The sequence below is a fragment of the Mycobacterium colombiense CECT 3035 genome, from assembly GCF_002105755.1.
In the GTDB taxonomy this organism is placed as follows: Bacteria; Actinomycetota; Actinomycetes; order Mycobacteriales; family Mycobacteriaceae; genus Mycobacterium; species Mycobacterium colombiense.
On record NZ_CP020821.1, the window covers coordinates 3,334,596 to 3,355,058 of the forward strand.

General features: G+C 66.3%; 23 protein-coding genes, 4 tRNA genes and 1 pseudogene. 9 read left to right on the top strand and 19 right to left on the bottom strand.

Features of this window, described 5'->3' with window-relative positions; genetic code table 11:
* Positions 1-4: 4 nt before the first annotated feature.
* Together B9D87_RS15355 and B9D87_RS15360 are read right to left on the bottom strand one after the other, a co-directional pair.
* Positions 5-907 carry a TIGR03620 family F420-dependent LLM class oxidoreductase gene (locus B9D87_RS15355; RefSeq protein WP_040632103.1) on the bottom strand — a complete coding sequence of 301 codons (903 nt, stop codon included), beginning with the start codon at positions 905-907 and terminating at the stop codon, positions 5-7.
* 8 nt (positions 908-915) lie between these two features.
* Positions 916-1,809 (bottom strand): SDR family oxidoreductase, encoded by an 894-nt coding sequence (locus tag B9D87_RS15360; protein ID WP_007777551.1) that lies wholly within the window; start codon positions 1,807-1,809, stop codon positions 916-918.
* Positions 1,810-1,974: 165 nt separating this feature from the next.
* Between B9D87_RS15360 and B9D87_RS15365 the strand changes: the two genes are divergently transcribed.
* Positions 1,975-2,880, top strand: a complete 906-nt coding sequence (locus B9D87_RS15365; protein ID WP_040632029.1) for a LysR family transcriptional regulator — start codon at positions 1,975-1,977, stop codon at positions 2,878-2,880.
* Between the two features lie 86 nt (positions 2,881-2,966).
* Here B9D87_RS15365 and B9D87_RS15370 read toward each other — a convergent pair whose 3' ends face one another.
* Genes B9D87_RS15370 through B9D87_RS15385 form a run of 4 tightly spaced genes read right to left on the bottom strand, consistent with a single transcriptional unit; the run spans position 2,967 to position 6,963 of the window.
* Positions 2,967-4,007: a CaiB/BaiF CoA transferase family protein gene (locus tag B9D87_RS15370; RefSeq protein WP_007777555.1), complete on the bottom strand. Its 1,041-nt coding sequence runs from the start codon at positions 4,005-4,007 to the stop codon at positions 2,967-2,969.
* Positions 4,004-4,960 (bottom strand): LLM class F420-dependent oxidoreductase, encoded by a 957-nt coding sequence (locus B9D87_RS15375; protein WP_007777556.1) that lies wholly within the window; start codon positions 4,958-4,960, stop codon positions 4,004-4,006. The genes B9D87_RS15370 and B9D87_RS15375 overlap by 4 nt, the downstream gene beginning before the upstream one ends.
* Positions 4,945-5,385, bottom strand: a complete 441-nt coding sequence (locus tag B9D87_RS15380; RefSeq protein ID WP_007777558.1) for a cobalamin-dependent protein — start codon at positions 5,383-5,385, stop codon at positions 4,945-4,947. Before B9D87_RS15380 ends, B9D87_RS15375 begins: the two co-directional genes overlap by 16 nt.
* Positions 5,386-6,963, bottom strand: a complete 1,578-nt coding sequence (locus tag B9D87_RS15385; RefSeq protein ID WP_007777560.1) for a methylmalonyl-CoA mutase family protein — start codon at positions 6,961-6,963, stop codon at positions 5,386-5,388.
* A 70-nt stretch (positions 6,964-7,033) separates the two neighbouring features.
* On the opposite strand from B9D87_RS15385, the gene B9D87_RS15390 reads away from it, so the two are divergent.
* Positions 7,034-7,858, top strand: coding sequence for an SDR family oxidoreductase (locus tag B9D87_RS15390; protein WP_007777563.1), 825 nt, complete (start codon positions 7,034-7,036; stop codon positions 7,856-7,858).
* A gap of 4 nt (positions 7,859-7,862) precedes the next feature.
* On the opposite strand, the gene B9D87_RS15395 is transcribed toward B9D87_RS15390, so the two are convergent.
* The 4 genes from B9D87_RS15395 to B9D87_RS15410 all read right to left on the bottom strand — a co-directional run bounded on the left by B9D87_RS15395 (position 7,863) and on the right by B9D87_RS15410 (position 10,592).
* Complete coding sequence (locus B9D87_RS15395) at positions 7,863-8,675, bottom strand: methyltransferase domain-containing protein (protein ID WP_007777565.1); 813 nt, start codon at positions 8,673-8,675, stop codon at positions 7,863-7,865.
* An 88-nt stretch (positions 8,676-8,763) separates the two neighbouring features.
* Positions 8,764-9,462: a M15 family metallopeptidase gene (locus B9D87_RS15400; RefSeq protein ID WP_007777567.1), complete on the bottom strand. Its 699-nt coding sequence runs from the start codon at positions 9,460-9,462 to the stop codon at positions 8,764-8,766.
* A gap of 132 nt (positions 9,463-9,594) precedes the next feature.
* Positions 9,595-9,798 (bottom strand): cold-shock protein, encoded by a 204-nt coding sequence (locus B9D87_RS15405; RefSeq protein WP_007777569.1) that lies wholly within the window; start codon positions 9,796-9,798, stop codon positions 9,595-9,597.
* Between the two features lie 560 nt (positions 9,799-10,358).
* Positions 10,359-10,592: a hypothetical protein gene (locus tag B9D87_RS15410; protein ID WP_007777572.1), complete on the bottom strand. Its 234-nt coding sequence runs from the start codon at positions 10,590-10,592 to the stop codon at positions 10,359-10,361.
* 125 nt (positions 10,593-10,717) lie between these two features.
* On the opposite strand from B9D87_RS15410, the gene B9D87_RS15415 reads away from it, so the two are divergent.
* Positions 10,718-11,071: a PhzF family phenazine biosynthesis protein gene (locus B9D87_RS15415; protein WP_052002594.1), complete on the top strand. Its 354-nt coding sequence runs from the start codon at positions 10,718-10,720 to the stop codon at positions 11,069-11,071.
* On the opposite strand, the gene B9D87_RS15420 is transcribed toward B9D87_RS15415, so the two are convergent.
* Both B9D87_RS15420 and B9D87_RS15425 read right to left on the bottom strand, forming a co-directional pair.
* Positions 11,055-12,335: a cytochrome P450 gene (locus B9D87_RS15420; RefSeq protein WP_007777580.1), complete on the bottom strand. Its 1,281-nt coding sequence runs from the start codon at positions 12,333-12,335 to the stop codon at positions 11,055-11,057. The genes B9D87_RS15415 and B9D87_RS15420 overlap by 17 nt on opposite strands.
* 37 nt (positions 12,336-12,372) lie before the next feature.
* Complete coding sequence (locus B9D87_RS15425; protein ID WP_040632107.1) at positions 12,373-12,567, bottom strand: ferredoxin; 195 nt, start codon at positions 12,565-12,567, stop codon at positions 12,373-12,375.
* A gap of 195 nt (positions 12,568-12,762) precedes the next feature.
* Between B9D87_RS15425 and B9D87_RS15430 the strand changes: the two genes are divergently transcribed.
* From B9D87_RS15430 to B9D87_RS15440, 3 genes are all read left to right on the top strand, one after another.
* Complete coding sequence (locus B9D87_RS15430; protein WP_052002599.1) at positions 12,763-13,317, top strand: TetR/AcrR family transcriptional regulator; 555 nt, start codon at positions 12,763-12,765, stop codon at positions 13,315-13,317.
* Between the two features lie 160 nt (positions 13,318-13,477).
* A complete protein-coding gene (locus B9D87_RS15435) occupies positions 13,478-14,317 on the top strand; it encodes a mycofactocin-coupled SDR family oxidoreductase (protein WP_007777587.1) in 840 nt (279 codons plus the stop codon).
* 280 nt (positions 14,318-14,597) lie between these two features.
* Positions 14,598-15,974 (top strand): TIGR00366 family protein, encoded by a 1,377-nt coding sequence (locus B9D87_RS15440; protein ID WP_007777590.1) that lies wholly within the window; start codon positions 14,598-14,600, stop codon positions 15,972-15,974.
* A 359-nt stretch (positions 15,975-16,333) separates the two neighbouring features.
* Here the strand turns inward: B9D87_RS15440 and B9D87_RS15445 are convergent, their stop codons facing one another.
* The 3 genes from B9D87_RS15445 to B9D87_RS15455 all read right to left on the bottom strand — a co-directional run bounded on the left by B9D87_RS15445 (position 16,334) and on the right by B9D87_RS15455 (position 18,050).
* Positions 16,334-17,074 (bottom strand): SDR family NAD(P)-dependent oxidoreductase, encoded by a 741-nt coding sequence (locus tag B9D87_RS15445; RefSeq protein ID WP_007777592.1) that lies wholly within the window; start codon positions 17,072-17,074, stop codon positions 16,334-16,336.
* Between the two features lie 63 nt (positions 17,075-17,137).
* Entirely contained in the window at positions 17,138-17,500 is a 363-nt protein-coding gene (locus B9D87_RS15450) for a nuclear transport factor 2 family protein (protein ID WP_007777595.1), read from the bottom strand.
* A gap of 40 nt (positions 17,501-17,540) precedes the next feature.
* Complete coding sequence (locus tag B9D87_RS15455; RefSeq protein WP_044487392.1) at positions 17,541-18,050, bottom strand: MarR family winged helix-turn-helix transcriptional regulator; 510 nt, start codon at positions 18,048-18,050, stop codon at positions 17,541-17,543.
* 116 nt (positions 18,051-18,166) lie between these two features.
* Here B9D87_RS15455 and B9D87_RS27525 point away from each other — a divergent pair.
* Positions 18,167-18,307 (top strand): annotated as a pseudogene (locus B9D87_RS27525) (site-specific integrase); the annotation flags it as partial.
* A 70-nt stretch (positions 18,308-18,377) separates the two neighbouring features.
* Here B9D87_RS27525 and B9D87_RS15465 read toward each other — a convergent pair.
* The 3 genes from B9D87_RS15465 to B9D87_RS15475 form a co-directional block, all read right to left on the bottom strand.
* Positions 18,378-18,454 (bottom strand) — tRNA-Phe (locus B9D87_RS15465).
* Between the two features lie 27 nt (positions 18,455-18,481).
* Positions 18,482-18,558: transfer RNA gene (locus B9D87_RS15470), tRNA-Asp, on the bottom strand.
* Positions 18,559-18,597: 39 nt separating this feature from the next.
* Positions 18,598-18,670: transfer RNA gene (locus B9D87_RS15475), tRNA-Glu, on the bottom strand.
* A gap of 146 nt (positions 18,671-18,816) precedes the next feature.
* Here B9D87_RS15475 and B9D87_RS15480 point away from each other — a divergent pair.
* A tRNA-Lys gene (locus tag B9D87_RS15480) sits at positions 18,817-18,892 on the top strand.
* Positions 18,893-18,933: 41 nt separating this feature from the next.
* On the opposite strand, the gene B9D87_RS15485 is transcribed toward B9D87_RS15480, so the two are convergent.
* Positions 18,934-19,833, bottom strand: a complete 900-nt coding sequence (locus B9D87_RS15485) for a class I SAM-dependent methyltransferase (protein WP_007777599.1) — start codon at positions 19,831-19,833, stop codon at positions 18,934-18,936.
* Between the two features lie 119 nt (positions 19,834-19,952).
* Between B9D87_RS15485 and B9D87_RS15490 the strand changes: the two genes are divergently transcribed.
* Positions 19,953-20,450 (top strand): nucleoside deaminase, encoded by a 498-nt coding sequence (locus B9D87_RS15490; protein WP_007777606.1) that lies wholly within the window; start codon positions 19,953-19,955, stop codon positions 20,448-20,450.
* Positions 20,451-20,463 lie beyond the last annotated feature (13 nt).

A 20,463-nucleotide genomic window follows, 5' to 3' on the forward strand; every position in this document is an offset into this window, starting at 1 on the left:
TACCTCAGGTACAAGGACTTCGACTCACCGCCCGCCCCAGTTCTTCGAATTGGTCGATGGCGGGCCCAAATTCACCGCCGATGGGAGGAAGTAGCACGACATGATCCGCACCCGCCGCCAGGTGCTCGCGCAGCTTGGCCGCGACGTCCGCCGAATCGCCATGCGCGACCAGAGCATTGACGAGCCGATCACTCACCTCATCGATGTCACTGGTCGAGTAGCCCAGCTCCGCCAGCCTCGACGCATACGACGGCGCCCCGATCCTGGCCGACACGGCCGCACGCGCGGCCTGGCTGTCGCGCGCCACGGACAGGCCGACGACCAGAAGCTTGTCCGGTCCCAACAACTGACGGGCCTCGGCGGTGAACTCGGGTGGCAGGCCGCCGGGAAATGCCCCATCCGCGCTTTCACCGGCCAGCGCAAGCATTTTCGGCCCGTTGGCCGCGACGATCCGGGGATACGGCGCATCCGGCGCCGGCGGCCACGTCACACTGTCCATCCGGTCCAGATAGTCGCGCATCGTCGTCAGCGGGCTGCCGAATTCGCGCCCGACACTGGCCGCCTGCTCCGGGTAGCCAACCCCGAGCCCGAGCGCAAGCCTGCCCGGATACGCCTGCGCCAGTTGGGCGGCCGCGGCGTGCATCGTCTGGGCCGGCCGCGCCCAGATGTTGGCGATGCAGGTGCCGAGAACCACGCGTTTGGTCGCGGCCAACAACACGGCGAGCTGCACCAGGGCGTCCTTGCCGATGACCTCGTTGGTCCAGACGGCGCTGTATCCCGCGTCTTCCAGGCGGCGCGCGGCCTCCCGCAACAAGCTGGCCTGGGGTGTGCCGGTGAACGAGACCGGCAGGCATACGCCCACCGGGCCCAGCGCCCGGCGAGTCGCGGTCACCACTGTCTCAGCCATGGCGTCGCTCACTCGCCGAAGTAGTGGCCGGCATCGAGGTCCTCGAGCAGCCCGGGCCGTTCCGGGTGCCAGTCGAGGATCTTCTGCGTCAAGGCGTTCGACGTCGGATTGTCCAGCGACGCGAAGAGCGCGAGGAAGCCGAAGTGACCGGCATTTTCGGTGGCGATGCTGGACACCGGCACGGCCAGGTGACGACCGATGACGGCGGCGATGTCCCGAAACGGCACTCCCTCATCGGCGACGCCGTGCAAACGCGTTCCAGCGGGCGCATTTTCGAGTGCCAGCCGGTACAGGCGCGCGGCGTCGAGCGTGTGCACACCGGGCCAGCGGTTGGCGCCATCACCGAGGTAGCCGGACACGCCGGTATCGCGGGCGACGTTGATCAGGTGGTGGGCGAAGCCGTGCTGATCCAGGTCGCTGTGCACCAGCGGCGCAAGGCGGATCACCGACGACCGAACCCCGCGCTCGGCGAGCGCGATTACGGCATTTTCGGAGTCGACCCGCGGGCCGCCGGCCACGGTGTCCTGTTCGGTGGCGACACCGTCTCGGCCCAACAGTGACAGCAGCAGCGTCCCCGATGTACTGACGAATGGCCGATCGGAACCCACGAGCGCTTCCCCGATGGCGCGAACAACGCGCAGGTCGGTCTCGGCCGCTCCCGCGAAGTCGTCGAAGTCGTGCTTGAAGGCGAGGTGGATGACGCCGTCGGACGCCGCCGCCGCGTCCCGCAGGCCGTCGAGGTCGTCGAGGTCGCCGCGGCGGGGTGTCGCTCCCGCGGCCCGCAGGGCGGCGGCGCCCGCGTCCGACCGCGCCAGGCCGGTGACCTGGTGCCCCGCATTGATCAGTTCGCTGACAACGGCGGAGCCGATGTGACCGGTCGCGCCCGTGACAAAGACGTGCATGAAAGTTCCCTTCTCTTCCCCTGGGAGGTACGCCATCAAGTCAATGGCGGCGTGCAGGCCGTGTCCAAGTCCTGTTTCATATGGCGCGATGCAACACAGGCATCGCAACAGCTCACGGGGGTTTTCGAGGCGCGCAGCGGGCCTGGTGCTCATTACACTGGATGCATGACGGACTCGGCATCGCCGGTAGTGGATCTCGACTTGCGGCTGGTGGGTTACTTCGTCGTCGTCGCCGAACACCGGCACTTCGGCCGCGCCGCCTCCACGCTGCGCGTCGCGCAGCCGTCGCTGAGCCGCCAGATTCGCCGGCTCGAGCAGCAACTCGGCGTCCGCCTGTTGGACCGCACGCCGCAGGGTACCCGGCTCACCGAGGCGGGCGAGGTGTTTCTGCCCCGCGCCAGGGCGCTGCTGCGTTCGGCCGCCCAAGCCGCCGCGCAGGCGCGAGCGGCCGCACAGCCCAGCCGGATCACCATCGGGTACACGATGGGCATGATCGTCACGCCCGCGGTGCGAGAGATGCGCCGCGAGCACCCCGAAGCCGACGTCCAAGTCACGCATCTGGATTGGGATCAGGCGCTCGATGCGCTACTCGGCCATCGGGTGGATGCGGTGGTGACCCGGCTGCCGTTTCCGACCGAAGGGCTGCACGTGACGATCCTGTACGACGAACCGCGCATGCTGGCGATACCCGTCGACCATCGCCTGGCCGGCCGGGAATCGGTCACGCTCGACGACATCGCCGACGAACCCATGCCCCGGGTGCGGCATTCAGATCCGGCCTGGAGCGCTTTCTGGCGCATCGATCCGCGACCCGACGGTCGCCGGGCACCCGATGGCCCGTTCATCGATGCGCTCGAGGACAAGTTCGAACTCATCGCCTCGGGGCAAGCGGTGGCCATCACGGCGGGCGTTCACGGCAACGGTGTGCGGCCGGATATCACCACGGTGCCGTTGGAAGGTGTCGAACCCAGCCATGTCGTATTGGCTTGTCGCGCTGGGGATCGCAGCCGTCTGCTGGCGGCCTTCCGCAAGATCGCCGAGGCCGTTCTCACCGGGCCGGCGGCAGTCTGAGCGGCGCTCTGCTTAATCCCCACAGATGTGCGGCTGGCCGCACACTCGAGGCCGGATGTGCGGCTCGCCGCACACTCGCAAGCCGACTAGCCCTGGCCTAGCTCCGGCGGCGGGCGGTACTCGGGCTCATACCCCGAGACGTGGATCGGGCTTCCCACCAACCGGAATTCGCCCGCTGTCACCACCACTTCCGGCGTGGCCTCGAGCGCCTCGGGCAGGGTTCGCACGGCCGCCGCCGGAACTCCGAGCGGGCGCAGCCGCCGTTCCCAGCCGACGGCGCTGTCGGTGGCCAGCATCGCGGTGACCACGGTCAGGACTTCGTCGCGACGGGCGACGCGCTCGGCCATCGTCTCGAATCCCCCGATGCCCGCCTCGGCGGCGAACGACTTCCAGAATCCGTCGTGTGTGATGAACAGCGCCAGATACCCGTCGGCCGTCGGAAAAAGCTGCGCCGGAACGTAATACGAATGGGCGCCGTAGGGGCGGCGCTGTGGCTCCACGCCGCCGTTGAGATAGGCCGACGCGTGATAGTTCAGCTGGGACAGCATGACGTCGCGCAGCGACACATCCACCTGGCCGCCGGTTCCGGAGATGATCTTGGCCAACAGCCCCAGCGCCGCGGTCATTCCGGTGGAGTTGTCGGCCGAGGAGTAGCCGGGCAGCGTCGGTGGACCGTCTGGGTCACCGGTCAGGGCGGCGGTGCCGACGCCCGCCTGCACCACGTAGTCGAACGCCGGATCGTCGCCGCCATAAAGGCCGAAGCCGGTGATCGCCACGCAGACGATCCGCTCGTTGTGCCGGCGCAATTCGTCGTAGGTCAGGCCCAGCCGGCGGATGGCCGACGGCTTCAGGTTCACCAGCAGCGCATGCGAGTCCGCGACCAGCTCGCCCAAGCGTTGTTGGCCCGCCTCGGAATTCAGGTCCAGCGTGATGCTGGACTTGTTGCGGTTGAGGCTGGCGAAGTAGGTGGCGCCGACGCTGCGGGAGATCTCGCCGCCGCCCGGTTCGATCTTGGTGACCTCGGCACCGAGGTCGGCGAGCAGCATGGTCGCATACGGACCCGCGAGCATGGTGCCGACCTCGAGGATGCGGATCCCGGCCAGCGGTCCGGTGTTGTTTGCGGTCAACGCAATTCCGCGGCGAGTGAGGCGATCATTTCGCGGGTGCGCCGTTTGGAGGCCACCAGCTCGTCGCGATTGTCACCAATCGGCAGCAGCCGCACCGACAGATCGGTCACACCGGCGTCGGCGAACCGGCGCATCCGGGCCAGGATCTGTTCGGAGTCCCCGGCCGCACACAGATCACCGACATCGCGGGCGTCGCCGCGGTCGAGCAGGCGCTGGTAGTTGGGCGACACCTCGGCCTCGCCCAGGATGCGGTTGGCCCGCTCCTTGGCCTCATCGATTTGTCCAGGCGCACACAGGCATACCGGGATTCCCGCGACGATCCGCGGTGCGGGGCGCCCCGCGTCCGCGGCGGCCTTGGTGATCTTCGGCGCGATGTGATCGCCGATCGCGCGTTCGTCGGCCATCCACAGCACGGTGCCGTCGGCGAGTTCACCGGCGATCTGCAGCATCACCGGCCCCAGCGCGGCGACGAGCACCGGCATCGGGGTATCGGCCCCGATCGCCAACGGATTGTGCACCGTGAACGAAGCGTTCTCGACGTCAACCGCTCCCGGCCCGGCGACGGCGGCGCCCAGCACCTGCAGGTAATCGCGGGTGTAGGCGGCCGGCTTCTCGTACGGCAGGCCGAGCATGTCCCGGATGATCCAGTGGTGCGACGGCCCAACCCCGAGCGCCAGCCGTCCACCGGCCACCGCGTGCGTCGAAAGCGCCTGACGGGCAAGGGCGATGGGGTGCTGGGCCTGCAGCGGCACCACCGCGGTGCCCAACTCGATGCGCGAGCTGTGGGCGGCCATCAGCGACACCATGGTCAGGCAGTCGAAGTCGTTGGGTACCTGCGGCATCCACGCGGTGTCCAGGCCGGCGGATTCGGCCCACTCGATGTCCGAGACGAGCTTTTCCACCTTGCGGGCCATGTCGCCACGCTCGGCGCCGATCATCACTCCGACGCGCATGGTGCCTCCGTGACGGGTTCGTTCGAGTCGATGTTCGCCGTGCCGGTCAGTGCGCGGATGTCGCGCACCAGGTCGTCCAACGGTGTCCCGGTGGGGAATACCGCGGCGGCGCCGGCGGAGAGCAGCTTGGGGACGTCGGCGTGCGGGATGGTGCCGCCGACGACGACGGCGATATCGGCGGCATCGGCGGCACGCAGGGCCTCGACGGTGCGCGCGGTGAGGGCCAGGTGAGCGCCCGACAGGATGCTCAACCCCACCACCGCCACGTCCTCCTGGACGGCGATCGAGGCGATGTCCTCAATGCGCTGGCGGATGCCGGTGTAGATGACCTCGAACCCGGCGTCACGCAGGGTGCGGGCGACGATCTTCGCGCCGCGGTCATGCCCGTCCAGGCCGGGTTTGGCGACGAGAACGCGGACCGCCATCTAGAACACCACCGGTTGCTGGAATTCGCCCCAAACCGACTTGAGCGCGGAGACCATCTCCCCGACCGTGCAGTACGCGTTGGCGCAGTCGATCAGCTTGTGCATCAGATTGTCGTCTCCCTCGGCTGACCGCGACAGCGCAGCCAACGTGGATTTCACTGCGGCCGAATCCCTTTCGGCCTTAACCTTGGACAGCCGCTTGAGCTGCAGATCGCGCCCTTCGGCGTCGAGTTCGTAGGTGACGACGTCGTGCGCCAGTTCCTCCGTCACGAACCGGTTGACCCCGACGACGGGCCGAGTGCCCGCTTCGACCTCCTGATGCATGTTGAAGGCTTCGTCGGCGATCAGGCCCTGCAGGTAACCGTCCTCGATGGCCTGCACCATTCCGCCGTGTCGCTCGAGGTCGGACATGATCTCGATGATGCGCTCCTCGGTCGCATCGGTCAGCGCCTCGACGAAGTAGGAGCCGCCGAGCGGGTCGGCGACGCTGGCGACGCCGGTTTCGTGCGCCAGGATCTGCTGGGTGCGCAGCGCCAGGGTCGTGGTTTCCTCGGTCGGCAGGGCGAACGGTTCGTCCCATGCCGCCGTGAACATCGACTGCACACCGCCCAGCACCGCGGCCATCGCCTCGTAGGCCACCCGCACGATGTTGTTGTGGGCCTGCGGCGCGTACAGCGACGCGCCACCACAGACGCAGCCGAAGCGGAACATTGCCGCCTTCGCCGTCTTCGCCCCGTAGCGCTCCTGCACGATCGTCGCCCAACGCCGCCGCCCCGCACGGTATTTGGCGACTTCCTCGAAGAAATCCCCGTGGGTGTAGAAGAAGAACGAGATCTGCGGCGCGAACTGGTCGATCGTCATGCGTCCGCGCTCGACCACCGTGTCGCAGTACGTGACCCCGTCGGCCAGCGTGAACGCCATCTCCTGCACCGCGTTGGCCCCCGCGTCGCGGAAGTGCGCACCGGCCACCGAAATCGCGTTGAACCGGGGCACCTCGGCCGCGCAGAATTCGATGGTGTCGGCGATCAGTCGCAGCGACGGCTCCGGCGGCCAGATCCAGGTACCGCGCGAGGCGTACTCCTTGAGGATGTCGTTCTGGATGGTGCCGGTCAGCTTCTCCCGCGGGATCCCCTTTTTCTCGGCGGCCGCGACGTAGAACGCCAGCAGGATCGCCGCCGTTCCGTTGATCGTCATGCTCGTGCTGAGCTTGTCCAGCGGGATGCCGTCGAACAGGATCTCGAAGTCGGCCAGGGTGTCCACCGCGACGCCCACCCGGCCGACCTCCTCGCCGAACTCGGGGTCGTCGGAGTCGTATCCGCACTGGGTGGGCAGGTCGAGCGCCACCGACAGCCCCGTCCCGCCCTGCTCCAGCAGGTAGCGGTACCGGCGGTTGGATTCCTCGGCGGTGCCGAATCCCGAGTACTGGCGGAACGTCCAGAGCTTGCCGCGATAGCCGGACGCGAAGTTACCCCGGGTGAAGGGGAACTCCCCCGGTTGCGGAGGCGCGGCGCTTACGTCCGCCGGCCCGTATACGGGCTGCAGCGGAATGCCAGACGGAGTGTGGGCCGTATTATCCATCGGTGAATAACGTACTTGCAAAAAAAGAGAATGCCAATACCACATGCTTGACCAGGTAAAAGGAGGCTCCATGCCCAACGGTTCGCTCGTCGATCGCACCGTCGTCATCTCCGGTGGCAGCCGCGGAATCGGGCTCGCGATCGGAATCGGTGCGGCCCGCCACGGCGCCAACGTGGTGCTCCTGGCCAAGACCGACACCCCCCACCCCCGGCTGCCCGGGACCGTGCACACCGCCGCCGCCGAGATCGAGGCCGCCGGCGGCAAGGCGCTCGCGGTCGTCGGCGACGTCCGCCGCGAAGAGGACGTGCACCGCGTGGTCGACGCCGCGGTGCAGCGGTTCGGCGGCGTCGACGTCTGCGTCAACAACGCCAGCGCCATCGCGGTGGAGCCGACCGCCAAGTTGTCGGCCAAGAAGTACGACCTGATGCAAGAGGTCAACCTGCGCGGCACCTTCCTGCTGACCAAGGCGTGCGTGCCGCACCTGGAGAAATCCGCCAACCCGCACGTGCTCACCATCTCGCCACCGGTGAACATGAACCCGCGGTGGCTGGGCGCGCACCCGGCCTACACGCTGTCCAAGTACGGGATGACGCTGCTGTCGCTGGGCTGGGCGGCGGAATTCGCCGACGCGGGGATCGGCGTGAATTGCCTTTGGCCGCAGACCTATATCGCCACCGCGGCGGTTGCCAACATGACCGACGGAGACAAGCTGGCCGAGTCGTCACGCAGCCCGGCGATCATGGCCGACGCCGCGGTCGAGATCGTCGCTCGCCCCAGCCGCGAAGTGACCGGCAACTGCTACATCGACGCCGATGTTCTGCACTGCGCCGGTGTCGAGGACCTGTCGCGGTACGGCGGCGGCGACCAACCGATTCCCGACCTGTTTCTCGACTGAACACCTATGCGCGGCAGATGATTTCGCCGTGGGGGATGGCGATCCAGCCGTCCGGGGCGGCGGCCCACTCCCGCCATGCGGCGGAGATCTCTTCGAGCTGCGCGGTGGTCGCCAGATCGAGACTCACCAGGTCGCGGGCCACGGTGGAGTGCAGAATCCGGTCGGCCCACATTCCGCCCCACCAGTCGCGCGTCGCGGGCGTGGCATAGCACCACAGGCTGCCCGTGGGCGTGATGTCGCCGAAACCCGCCTGCTGCGCCCACGACAGCAGGCGCCGGCCCGCATCGGGTTCGCCGCGGTTGGCGCGGGCGACGCGTTGATAGAGGTCTCGCCACAGGTCGAGTGCGGGCAGTTCGGGGTACCAGACGAACCCCGAGTAGTCGGCGTCGCGGACCGCCACGACGCCGCCCGGTGCGCACACACGGTGCATCTCCCGCAGGGCCGCGACCGGATCGGCGAGGTGCTGTAGCACCTGATGCGCGTGCACGACATCGAAAGTGCCGTCCGGAAAGTCGAGGTTGTGCACGTCTGCGGTCCCGAACGAGACGTTGGACAGATTGCGCCGCTCGACTTCGGCACGGGCAACATCGAGCACGTCGGCGGCCTGGTCGACCGCGGTGACCGCGCCGGGCGCGACGAGGGCGGCCAAGTCGGCGGTGATGGTGCCGGGTCCGCACCCGACGTCGAGCACGGACAGCCCCGGCTTCAGATACGGCAGCAGGTATGCCGCCGAGTCCTCGGCGGTGCGTCGCTGATGAGAGCGCAACACCGACTCGTGGTGTCCGTGCGTATAGGCCGCTGCGTGTTCGTCGCTCACTGTCTGACCCCTTGCCTGCCGCGTCTCGTCTGGCAGCTTACGCGCGGTAGCCACAATATGAAATTTGTATCTCACTATTTGAGATCAGCTAGTCGACGGGGACGTTGAGAATCGGTTGGTCGACGCCGGCTCCCGGGCCGTCGAAATGCCACCACTCCCCCGAATACACCTTCAACCCGCCGTAGTTCATGGCCGCTCGCAGCGCCCCCCGGCTCGCCACCGCGTCGGTGCTGATGCCCTGGGTGTTGAAAGCGGTTGCCCGAGAGGTGAAGTCGTCGAAGTCGGTGCCCATGTCGGCCAGACAAAGCCCGCCCGCGTGTTGCCCGGACTGGCATGGCTGCTGGGGCGTCGTGAAGGTCACGTCGACCGAACGCCCCGATTCGTGGCTGCGCGCGTACGGGCCCGGACGGGCCACCCACGCGGGATTGGGCACCAGGTTGAACATCTTGACCTGGACGTCGTGCGGCCGGTAGCAGTCCCAGAACACCAGCAGGTGACCCTGCGGGCGTAACGCGCCGGCCGCGGCGGCCAGGCCGGGCGCCATCGACTGGTGGACAAGGCATCTGGCATCGGAGGGGTACAGCTGCGTATGGGTGAAGTTGTTCGTGGTCGCGTAGCGCAGATCGAGCACCGCGTCGGGAACCACGGTACGGATGTCCACGAAGCCGGCCGCACGCGCGGCGTCGCTGACCGGCGGCACGTCGGGGCCGGCATGGGCCCAGGGAGCCCCACTGACCGAGGCGAACGCCGTCAAGACCGCCAGCCGCAGCACCCAGGCGAGACGCATGCCGTCATTATCGCGGCCGGCCCGCCCGGATCGGGTTAGGCCCTAGATGATGTCGTAGCCGGCGTCATGAGCTCCGAAAACACCAGTGGGCTGGTGCGGAGCAACCGCACCAGCCCACTGTATGTAAAGTTCTTAGACGCTACTGACTCCTACCGCCTGGGGCCCCTTGGCTCCTTGCTCAACCTCGAACTGAACGCGCTGGTTCTCGTCGAGCGAGCGATAGCCGTTCCCCTGGATCTCGGAGTAGTGGACGAAGAGGTCCTTCGTGCCGTCGTCAGGTGTGATGAAGCCGAAGCCCTTTTCACCGTTGAACCACTTCACAGTTCCCTGTGCCATTTACTTACTTCTCTCATCAAATGCGGATGTACCAAACACACCCATGCGGGCTCAGAGTAGCACGAAGCCCACCGTATTTGGAAAATAGTTGCGTCGCTTGCTGATTCATTCATCAACGGGTCGAATGGGGTGGCCACGCCTGGGCCGGCGGAAGATGCGCGCCCAGCCCGGCACCGAGCCGCACTTTTGGATGCAGAGAGCACCTTCATGGCGGCTTCTCACCTGAGTGCGGCACGCACAACGCTGGCGGCCTGTAGAGTGGAGGGGAACCGTGCTCTAGCGGTCACCGCAGAATCGCAGACTAATCACGAATGAGATCGCCGTGCGATTCGATCGCCGTCCGACGCCAGGCAACAATGCGTATCGGCCGAACTCTTCATTCGGAAGGACAGCCCATGGACCAGTCGAACCTGTTTTCCCACCCAGAGGCACCAAAGTATGTCGCTTCAGGTGAAGCCTCTGCGATACCGGTTGAAAACCCCACGTTTTCCGATCGGCCGGATACGGAGGCTGCCGGTCCTACAAACCGCGGTCGCTGACCGACGTAGAGTCCTTGGGCGTCAGGATGCTTTTGCGTACCTGCGGACCAATTCGCCTTCTCCGAACGTACTGGTCCGCTGCTGACCGTGATCGTCGCGGCTGAAAAATGTCCACTGCCCCGGCCCACTCTGCGGGCCACTGATCATCTTGACCGTCAGACGCAATTCGGTGGGACGTCGCGTGCCGATGATGTCACCGACCCGGACCTGCGATGGATGGATCTCGACCGCGTCGCACCAGTTCTCTATTGCCATGTAATCCGTCCTCGCCGTTGCCACCACCCTACCCGTCATTTCGCTCCACCGGGCACACGGCAGGCATCGTCTTCTCACCCCTTGCACCGCAAAGGATTTGTTTGCGTGGACGGCTCGATCTGCTGGTGGAGTTGGACTCAGCCCAAACCGTTCGGGGCTTGACTCCGCAACTGACCGCCTTGGCCAGGCTGGACGTGCGTGGGGTCATCGTCACCGCGGCGGGCGGTACCGACAGCGATTTCGTATCCCGCTTCTTTGCCCCCGCTGCCGGTATCGATGAAGATCCCGTCACCGCGTCCGCCCACTGCAGCTTGGCTCCCTACTGGTCGAGGAAGCTGGGCAAGAACGCCCTAAGGGGTCTGCAGGTCTCGGCTCGGGGTGGTCGCGTCGAGGCGCACGTTCGCGGTGACCGGGTCAGTATTTCCGGGCGGGCGGTCACCGTCGCCCAAGGCGAACTGCTCGTCAGCCCTCCCGGGTGAATTCGATGTGCAACTCCTTGAGCCCGCGCAGCAAGAACGTGGGCTCGTAGCGGTAATCGCGGTTGGGCGCCGCGCCGTGCTTGGCCTCACTGATCCGGATGTCGCGCGTTCGGTCCAACAGGCGGTTGACGGTGATTTGGCCTTCCACGCGCGCCAGCGGTGCACCCGCGCAGGTGTGGATTCCGCGGCCGAAGGCGATGTGCTCGCGGACGTTCTTCCGGTCAACCTGAAATTCGTTGGGACTCTCGAATTTTCGTGGGTCACGGTTGGCCGCTCCCAGGCACAGCATGATCACCGTGCCGGCCGGGATGTGCACCCCACCCAAAGTGGTGGTCTTGCGTGCCAACCGGAAGTCGACCTTCGTCGGGCTCTGCATGCGCAGCGCCTCTTCGATGAATGAGCCGATCAGGCTTCGGTCGGCACGCAGCCGCGCCTGAAGCTCAGGTTGGTCACCGAGCACCTGCACCGCGGCGCTCAGCAATTTGGTGACGGTCTCCTGCCCCGCCGCGAACAGGAACGTGGCCGGCCGCACGACCTCCAAGAGCGGTGGGATCGAACCGTCCGGATACGTGGCGGTGGCCAGCCCGGTCAGCACGTCTTCGCGTGGGCGTTCCCGCCGATCGGTGATGTACGCACTGAACAGGTCATCGAGGTACTGCAAGGGATTACTGCCCACCGGTTCGTGATCGAGCGCGCCCACCCTGGCGCCCGGCGCGTTGCCGGCTCCGAGATTGCGGCGAATCTCGGCACGGTCCTCGTCGGGAACCCCGAGCAGATCGGCGATCGCCAGAGTCGCGAATGGCTTCGCGTACTCGCCGAGGAACTCACACTGGCCGTTGGCGATGAATTCGTCGAACTGCCGGTCCGCCAATTGCCAGATGTAGTCCTTGTTTTCCTGCAGGCGGCGCGGCGTGAGCAGCCGCCCGAGCAGGGAGCGCGCCTTCTCGTGTTCGGGCGGATCCATGACGACCATGTGCTCGAAGATCGGGAATTCGTGGCGGTGCGCCTCGATCTGGTCGCTGATGTCGTCCCCTTCCGGGGTGAACGGCAGTGGCGGGAACGGACCGCCGATCGCGTTGACGGCGGAGAACGACGCGACGTCCTTGAAGGCGGCCTGCACCTCCTGGTAACCGGTGACGGCCACGACCCCGTAATGCGGCTCCCGGAACACCGGGCCCTGACCGCGCAGGTAATCCCAGTAGGCATAGGGCTCTTGCGCGATGTCGGCGTCGGTGAAGTAGTCGACGTCGGCGAGTTCAGTCATGAGTTCGATTCCTTTTCCTGGCCTACACAACGGCGCGTCACGCGTGCCCGGCGACCACGCTGATGGCCTGGCGTGGGCAGGCGGCCACCGCGGCTTCGACGCTGTAGCGCAACGCTTCACCCGGCTCCTCGTCGCATGTTGCGACGTCGTCACCGAGTTCGAAAACCTCGGGGGCGATCTCCACGCACAGTGCGTGCGCCTCACACAGCCGGGGATCCACCCGGACACGCAGGTGTGCGGTCGTCATCGGCCCCTCCATCCCGGTTGACTCTGGTTTGTGTCGCACAAAACTGATCGATCGACCAAATTGCTAGGATGCGGTATGCCTACCACGGATCGCGCGGGCCGGTCAAGCAAGGCCGGCGCACCCAGCCCCGCGGCGAGTCGCCACAACAAGAGGGGCGCCGACGCGGGGGCGCGCGGCAAGCTGATCGAGGCCACCGCCCGAATCATGCGCGAGGAGGGCTATGCCGCGGCCACGTCGCGACGCGTCGCCGCGGAGGCCGGCGTCAAGCAGGCCCTGGTCTACTACTACTTCCCGACGATGGACGATCTGTTCGTGGAGGTGCTGCGCGCCGGCGCCGAGACCGCGCTGGCGCGGATGCGCGCCCTGCTGGCCGAGGACGACCCGCTGCACGCACTGTGGGTGATGAACAGCGATTCCGCCGTCACGACACTGAACGCCGAGTTCATGGCATTGGCCAATCACCGCAAGGCAATTGGTGCCGAACTCAAGGCCTACGCCGAGCGGGTACGCGACATCGAGACGGCGGCCGTCACGATGGTGCTGCGCGCCAACCACGTCGATCTCGAGGAGTACCCGCCGGTGGCCATCTCGATGCTGATCGCGCAGGTGGCGCGCAGCCTGTGCAACGAGAGTGCGGTCGGCGTCACCCAAGGGCACGACGAGTTACGCGCGTTCGTCGAACGCCAGATGAGTCTGCTGAAGGCACCCGCGGCCCGACCGATAGCGGGCGGCTAGGGCCGGCCGCCCCACTCCCCGGGGGCCCCGCGCCACTTCCGTCCACGGAGCTCGAGATCGTGCAACCATCCCGGCGTCTGTTGACACCGCGGCCGAATGGTGCCACCCTTCCTGATCGATCGACAAATAATTGGAGTCGACCGATCAGTGAGGTGCAGTCATGGGCGGAAGAGTCGAGGGCAAGGTTGCGTTCATCACCGGGGCGGCCCGCGGCCAGGGCCGCAGTCACGCGGTGCGCCTGGCGCAGGAGGGTGCCGACATCATCGCCGTCGACATCTGCACCCCGATCAGCAGCAGCAGTGAGATCCCGCCGTCGACGCCGGACGACCTTGCCGAAACGGCCGACCTGATCAAGGGGCTCAACCGCCGCATCGTGACCGCCGAAGTCGACGTGCGCAACTACGACGCCCTGAAAGCGGCGCTGGACAGCGGAATCGAACAACTCGGCCGCCTCGACATCATCTGCGCGAACGCCGGGATCGGCAACGGTGGCCAGACTCTCGACAAGACGAGTGAAGACGACTGGCGAGACATGATCGACGTCAACCTGTCCGGGGTTTGGAAGACCGTCAAAGCCGGTGTGCCGCACCTGATTTCCCAGGGTAAGGGCGGATCGATCATTTTGACCAGCTCGGTCGGTGGCCTCAAGGCCTACCCGCACACCGGTCACTACATCGCCGCCAAACACGGCGTGGTCGGACTGATGCGCACCTTCGCGGTCGAACTCGGCCAGCACTTCATCCGGGTGAACTCCGTTCACCCGACCAACGTGAACACGCCGATGTTCATGAACGAAGGAACCATGAAGCTGTTCCGGCCGGATCTGGAGAACCCCGGCCCGGACGACCTCAAGGTCGCCGCGCAGTTCATGCACGTGCTGCCGGTCGGCTGGGTCGAGCCGGTGGACATCAGCAACGCGGTGCTGTTCCTGGCATCCGACGAATCACGTTACATCACAGGCCTTCCGGTCACCGTCGACGCCGGGAGCATGCTCAAGTAGCGACCCCACCCGTTGCCGACTCGGCCCGACCCCGCATCACCCCGGACGGCAACCTGGCGGCCACGGACAGTTCACAGCCGCGACATGTCCCGTCAGGTTCAGGCCTTATCAGTTCCGCTATTACGATCAGCCAATGCGCGCGGTCGAACGCGAGCTGGCCAGAGAACGCGAGGGCAGGTCGATGACGACGAGCGAAGAACCCAGGGCCGCAACCGAGCCGCCCGAGGCCGAACGGCCAAGCGCGTCAGGAGAAGACGCTAAACCCAGACGCCGCGGCGTCATGCAGGCTTTCACCGCACTCTGCGTCCGGTATGTCGAACGGCTGATGCCCGACCCCTACCTGTTCGCGGTCATCCTCACCGTCATCGTCGCCGCGCTGGTTGCGGTCCTGGTGCACGGCGCGTCGGCGAGCGGCATGCTCAAGGCGTGGTACGGCGGCGTATGGGGATCGCAGAACATCTTCACCTTCGCCTTCCAGATGGTCTTGGTCCTGGTGACCGGCTACACACTGGCCGAGGCGCCGGTTCTCAAGCGGGCCATCGTCTACATCGCGGGCAAGCCGAGGAACCAGGTGCAGGGTGCCCTGCTCTGTTTCGGCCTGAGCGCCGCACTGTCGCTACTGAACTGGGGGCTCGGGTTGGTCGCGGGTGCGCTGATCGCCCGCCAGGTCGCGAAGCGCTTCACCGACACACATTTCGGCTACCTCATCGCGGCGGCGTTCATGGGCTTCATCGTCTGGACGCAGGGCCTGTCGTCGTCGATCGCGCTGGCGAACACGGACGACGGCAGCCCAATCAACGTGATCCACAAGATGACTGGGGCCACGGTGCCGCTGAAGCTGACGATCTTCGAGCCTTACAGCTGGCTGTCGGTGATCGCCGTGCTGGCGCTGCTCGCGCTCGCCATCTGGCGCATGCAGCCGGCGCAAAGCCTTGCGCCCGATCCCGCCGTGTTCGAGGACGAGGTCCGGGCCGACGTCAAGTCCGAAGGCAACCGATCGTTCGCCGAATGGCTGGAAAACCAGTGGATTCTCAACGTTCTCGTGTTCGCCGCGGGCATCGGCTACTTCTGTCTCAGCGGCTTCGCGCTGAACATCGCGTCGATGATCATGCTGTTCACGATCACCAGTGCGCTGCTGCACCGCACGCCGATCCGGTTCATCCGGGCGTTCACCGGAGCCGCGAAGGTGTCCGGCCCGCTGCTGCTGCAGTACCCGCTCTACGGCGGCCTGGTGGCTCTGCTGGGCTATGCACCCCCGCACGCCGGCGGCAAGGCTGTGCCCCTGCAGACGCTGCTGGCCCACGGGCTGGTGAGCGGCGCGACGCAGTACACGCTGCCGTTTTTGACCTTCATCGGCTCGCTGATCATCAGCTTGTTCGTGCCGTCCGGCGGCGGGCACTGGGCCGTGCAGGGGCCGATCGCCGTCGACTCGGCGCGCGCGGTCGGTCAGACCTCGCCGGCTTACCTCGGGTTGATGTCCATGGCGGTCGCGGTCGGCGAAGGCGTCGCCAACATGATCCAGCCCTTCTGGTTGCTGCCCCTGCTCGCCATCGCGAAACTCAATGTCCGTCAGGTGATGGGCTTCACGATCGTCGCGTTCCTGATCGGGTTGGTGGTGTTGGGTGCCACCACTCTGATTGCGCCCTACCTGGTTTGACGCCGCGAGACAGAGAACTCGCAGATCTTGGTGGCCAGGGGCGGGATCGAACCGCCGACCTTCACATCCGACGCGAGAACGATTGTCGGGAGCTCGGTTTGGGGCAACGGCAGCCGTGAGTACGCGGCTTTGAGCTTCTCCTCAACTCGTCGGCGGATCTCTCTGTAGTGCAAATCGGGTGGTCGTTGCCAGAATGTCATCATGGCGGGTCCAAGCTCGTCGTATCCACCGATCGCTTCAGCGAGCAGCCGATCAGTCGGCTTGCCGTCAAGAAATTCGAGCCGGGTATAGCCGACAACGACCCTGCCGTCGTCACGCGAGCAACAACGGCGCCACACCCGACCGACCGACCGATCGACCTAGAGTTGTGTCTGGCCACCGTCTACGGCCAACTCCGCCCCGGTCATGAAGCTGCTCTGGTCCGAAGCCAGGAACAGCACCGCGGAGGCGATTTCTTCGGGGCGGCCCAGCCGTTTCATCGGAACCTGCGCGGCCATTCCGTCCAGCAGATCCTGCTTCTGGTCGGCGGGTGCCAGGCCGGTGAGTCCCGGCGTTTCGATCGGGCCGGGAACGATGGTGTTGACCCGGATCCTGCGGTCCGCCAGCTCAGCAGCCCACGTCCGGCCCAGTGAGCGGATGGCGGCCTTGGACGCGGCGTACAACCCGAACGCCGGGACGCCTTCTGAGGCGGCGCTGGATCCCGCCAATATCACAGAGGCGCCGTCATTGAGCAACGGCAGAGTCTTCTGCACGGTGAACACCGTGCCTGCCACGTTGCGGTCGAAGTTGTCCCGGTAGTGCTGTGGCGTCACATCGGCGAGGGCGGCGAAATCGCCGCCACCTGCATTGGCGAAGAGAACGTCAAGTCCCTTGCCGTGCTTGGTGATTTCGGCGGCCAGGCTATCGAGTTCTTCGGGCTTGCTGATGTCGCTCTGCACACCGTGGGCGCCGATCGACACCGCCGCTTCGTCCAAGCGAGTGCGATCGCGACCGGTGATGAAGACGTACGCGCCTTCATCGGCCAGCCGCTTGGCAGTCGCCAGGCCGATGCCTGATGTGCCTCCGGTGACCAATGCTGTCTTGCCGTCGAGCTGTCCCATGACCGGGCTCCGTTCTTGCGTGGTTCGTGCGATTCGCCCGCTACAACGTAGGTGATATATCACCTATTCCGGCGCATTCAGCACCGTCCACATCCGGGTGATGCGTTCGTCGGCTATCTCGGCGACGTCGAAGCCGGACGCCACTGTGGCGTCGTCGGGGGTCCGGACCTCCCAGGCGAGGAAACCCAGGCCGCGGGTCTGGCGCACCGGGCTTGCCTTGACGAAGTACATGCCGGGCAGCTTCTCCTGCAGCTCAGCGGCCTTGGCGTTCAGCTCGTCATGCCCGGTGGCGGTCCCTTCGTCATCGATCCACTCCACGTCATCCGCGTAGGTCACGGCGTTCGCAGCGGCGCGCCGGTGCGGGTCCCGTTCGTCAAACACGCCCAGCAGGTTGGCTTCCATCAGGCGGGTGATGACTTCGCTCATTGTCCTGCTCCCTGTTTTTAGGTGATTAATCACCTAAACTCTAACTCGGCGCGGGCGGGAGTGAGCTGTTGTGATCGAGGTTGACGTGAATGTGCTCCAGTGCGGCTGTGAAGGAGGGGAGCAGATTCTCGGGCAGCGGGTCGAAGAACAGGCTGCGCACCAGGTCGACATGCCCGGGCGCGGCGTCGGCGATCGCCTGCCGCCCCTTCGCGGTGAGCACGACGTTGGTCGTGCGGCCGTCCTCGGTGCTGGGGCGGCGGTCGGTGAGACCGCGTTCTTCCATGCGCCGCAGCTGATGTGACAGCCTGCTACGTTCCCAGCCGATCTGCGCGGCCAGGTCGCTGACACGCAAGCCCTCGTCATTGTCGCCGCTGAGCGCCACCAGCACGTCGTAGTCGGAGAGCGACAAACCCGAATCGGCCTGCAGCTGACGGTTCATCTCGTAGTTCATTCGTAGCTGCACTCGCATATAGGCCACCCAGGCGCGCTGCTGTTTCGGCGTCAGCCATCCCCGCTTCGGTGATGTGTCCCGCACTTTTCTCGGCGTCACGTTTGTCAGTATGACGACGACCCGGCGGGACGTGCGTCAGTTCGATTTGTCGAATCGCTGGTGTTGCCGAACCCCGTATGCCGCCGCCTCGACGGCCTCGTCATCCTCCATCCCCGCTGCCCTGGCCCGAACTCATCGGCCTCGGCGTCAAGGACGTCGACCTCCCAGCTCGCCGGCTACATTTTCGACGGGCAGCACCAGAAGTAGAGGGCCATATCGTCGTCGGGCCTCCGAAGACCCGTGCCGGCATCCGAACCGCATCCCGCTCCCGCTGATTGAATCAAACCGACAACCGAGTGCATAACCCGTGTCAATGCAGGTAGAACGTGGTGGCCAGGGGCGGGATCGAACCGCCGACCTTCCGCTTTTCAGGCGGACGCTCGTACCGACTGAGCTACCTGGCCGGAGGGCAGCGAGTGCCTCGCCGCGCTTGGCGACCCTGACGGGACTCGAACCCGCGACCTCCGCCGTGACAGGGCGGCGCGCTAACCAACTGCGCCACAGGGCCTTGCTGTACTGCTCGCTCCAACGTTACCGCCGTTGCGCGTACCCCCAACGGGATTCGAACCCGTGCTACCGCCGTGAAAGGGCGGCGTCCTAGGCCACTAGACGATGGGGGCCAGAACCGAATCACTCCGGGGTACTCACAACGTGGTTTCGCTGGGAGCCACGTCAGCTTAGGTCACGGCGTGCCCAATCCTCAAACGAGCCGGGTTTTATCCTCAAACGAGCCGGGTTTTCGGTCCAAGTATCCTGAATCTCCGCGGCCCCTATAGCTCAGTTGGTAGAGCTACGGACTTTTAATCCGCAGGTCCCAGGTTCGAGCCCTGGTGGGGGCACCAAAGCGCGCTCGGCTCAAGAGGCCGCGCGCCCGGAGGGCGGGTCATCGCCCGAGCACCGCGCTGCTGTAGGTGACATCGGCGAAGGCCGCCGCGACGTCGTCGTTGGCGTAGACGAACCCGTTGGCCGCATGCAGCTCCGCAATGGTCTGGGAGCTGGTCTGCCAGCCGCGCCGGCCCAGGTGGTCGACGATGTGGCTGCGCTGGCCGTGGTAGACGAGATCGTTGAAATCGATCTCGAACCCGAGTTCGCTCATCCGGTCGTGGTGCGCGCGCCACCGCGGGTCCGCGAAAACGGCAGTGTCAGGCACGAATTCGAAGGCGAGGCGACTGCCGGGGGCGCTCAGCGTCGTGATGTTGTCGAACAGCGCGTCCTGGGCTTCGTCGGGCAGGTAGACCACCAGGCCCTCGGCGCTCCATGCCGACGGGGCCTGCGGGTCGAATCCGGCCGCCTGCAGGGCGGAGGCCCAGTCGTCGCGCAGGTCGATGGCGACGGTGCGCCGCTCGGCGGTCGGCTCGGCTCCCAGGTCGCTCAGTGTCAGCGTCTTGAATTCGATCACCTCGGGCATGTCGACCTCGTAGACGACCGTGCCTGCCGGCCAGGGCAGCCGGTAGGCGCGCGAATCGAGGCCCGACGCGAGGATCACCACCTGGCGGATGCCGCCGCGGGTCGCGTCCAGAAAGAATTGGTCGTAGAACCGGGTTCGGCAGGCCATGCCCCGCGCCATCCGCTGCGGGTCGAACTCCGTGTTTCCGCCGGTCGCGATTTCGCCGTTGACCAACCGGACGTAAACGTCGATCCCGACAGCGCGCACCAGCGGCGCGGCGTACGGGTCGTCGATCAACTTCGCGTCGGAGGACAGCGCCCGCTGAGCGGCCACCATCGTCGCCGTCGCCCCCACACTCGTCGCCAGGTCCCAACGATCACGTTCGGCGCGCGCCATGGCGGCCCCCTTACCGGGTCAGAAAAACGTAGACGATCTAGTTAGTATCACAAGGCCGCGGCGCGGCCGGCGGGACTACCCTGCGGAGTTATCCGCTCCCGTTCTACGCCGGAGGACCCATGACCGACTTCGCCCAGCGGACGATCGACCTGGCCCGCCGAAACGTGACCGAAGGTGGCCGTCCGTTCGCGACGGTCATCGTCCAGGATGGCGCGGTGCTGGCCGAGAGCGCCAACAAGGTGGCCCAGACGAACGACCCCACCGCCCACGCGGAGATCCTGGCGATCCGCGAGGCCTGCATGAAGCTGAACACCGAGCACCTCGTCGACGCCACGATCTACGTCCTGGCCCATCCCTGCCCGATGTGCCTGGGCTCGCTGTACTACTGCTCACCCAACGAAGTCGTCTTCCTGACCACCCGGGACAGCTACGAGCAGTACTACACCGATGACCGCAAGTACTTCGAGTTGTCCACGTTCTACGACGAATTCGCGAAGGAATGGGACCGGCGACGCCTGCCCATGCGCTACGAGCCCAACGACGACGCCGTGGAGGTCTACCGGCTCTGGAACGAGCGCAACGGTGGGCGCCGGTCGACGGTGGTTCCCTCGGCCTGATCCGCGCTAGTGT

Excerpts from the sequence above, each read along its gene's own strand:
- B9D87_RS15355 (WP_040632103.1), bottom strand. The coding sequence starts at position 907 with ATGGCTGAGACAGTGGTGACCGCGACTCGCCGGGCGCTGGGCCCGGTG.
- B9D87_RS15360 (WP_007777551.1), bottom strand. The coding sequence starts at position 1,809 with ATGCACGTCTTTGTCACGGGCGCGACCGGTCACATCGGCTCCGCCGTT.
- B9D87_RS15365 (WP_040632029.1), top strand. The coding sequence starts at position 1,975 with ATGACGGACTCGGCATCGCCGGTAGTGGATCTCGACTTGCGGCTGGTG.
- B9D87_RS15375 (WP_007777556.1), bottom strand. The coding sequence starts at position 4,960 with ATGCGCGTCGGAGTGATGATCGGCGCCGAGCGTGGCGACATGGCCCGC.
- B9D87_RS15380 (WP_007777558.1), bottom strand. The coding sequence starts at position 5,385 with ATGGCGGTCCGCGTTCTCGTCGCCAAACCCGGCCTGGACGGGCATGAC.
- B9D87_RS15385 (WP_007777560.1), bottom strand. The coding sequence starts at position 6,963 with ATGGATAATACGGCCCACACTCCGTCTGGCATTCCGCTGCAGCCCGTA.
- B9D87_RS15390 (WP_007777563.1), top strand. The coding sequence starts at position 7,034 with ATGCCCAACGGTTCGCTCGTCGATCGCACCGTCGTCATCTCCGGTGGC.
- B9D87_RS15400 (WP_007777567.1), bottom strand. The coding sequence starts at position 9,462 with ATGCGTCTCGCCTGGGTGCTGCGGCTGGCGGTCTTGACGGCGTTCGCC.
- B9D87_RS15405 (WP_007777569.1), bottom strand. The coding sequence starts at position 9,798 with ATGGCACAGGGAACTGTGAAGTGGTTCAACGGTGAAAAGGGCTTCGGC.
- B9D87_RS15410 (WP_007777572.1), bottom strand. The coding sequence starts at position 10,592 with ATGGCAATAGAGAACTGGTGCGACGCGGTCGAGATCCATCCATCGCAG.
- B9D87_RS15420 (WP_007777580.1), bottom strand. The coding sequence starts at position 12,335 with ATGACTGAACTCGCCGACGTCGACTACTTCACCGACGCCGACATCGCG.
- B9D87_RS15435 (WP_007777587.1), top strand. The coding sequence starts at position 13,478 with ATGGGCGGAAGAGTCGAGGGCAAGGTTGCGTTCATCACCGGGGCGGCC.
- B9D87_RS15440 (WP_007777590.1), top strand. The coding sequence starts at position 14,598 with ATGCAGGCTTTCACCGCACTCTGCGTCCGGTATGTCGAACGGCTGATG.
- B9D87_RS15445 (WP_007777592.1), bottom strand. The coding sequence starts at position 17,074 with ATGGGACAGCTCGACGGCAAGACAGCATTGGTCACCGGAGGCACATCA.
- B9D87_RS15450 (WP_007777595.1), bottom strand. The coding sequence starts at position 17,500 with ATGAGCGAAGTCATCACCCGCCTGATGGAAGCCAACCTGCTGGGCGTG.
- B9D87_RS15485 (WP_007777599.1), bottom strand. The coding sequence starts at position 19,833 with ATGGCGCGCGCCGAACGTGATCGTTGGGACCTGGCGACGAGTGTGGGG.
- B9D87_RS15490 (WP_007777606.1), top strand. The coding sequence starts at position 19,953 with ATGACCGACTTCGCCCAGCGGACGATCGACCTGGCCCGCCGAAACGTG.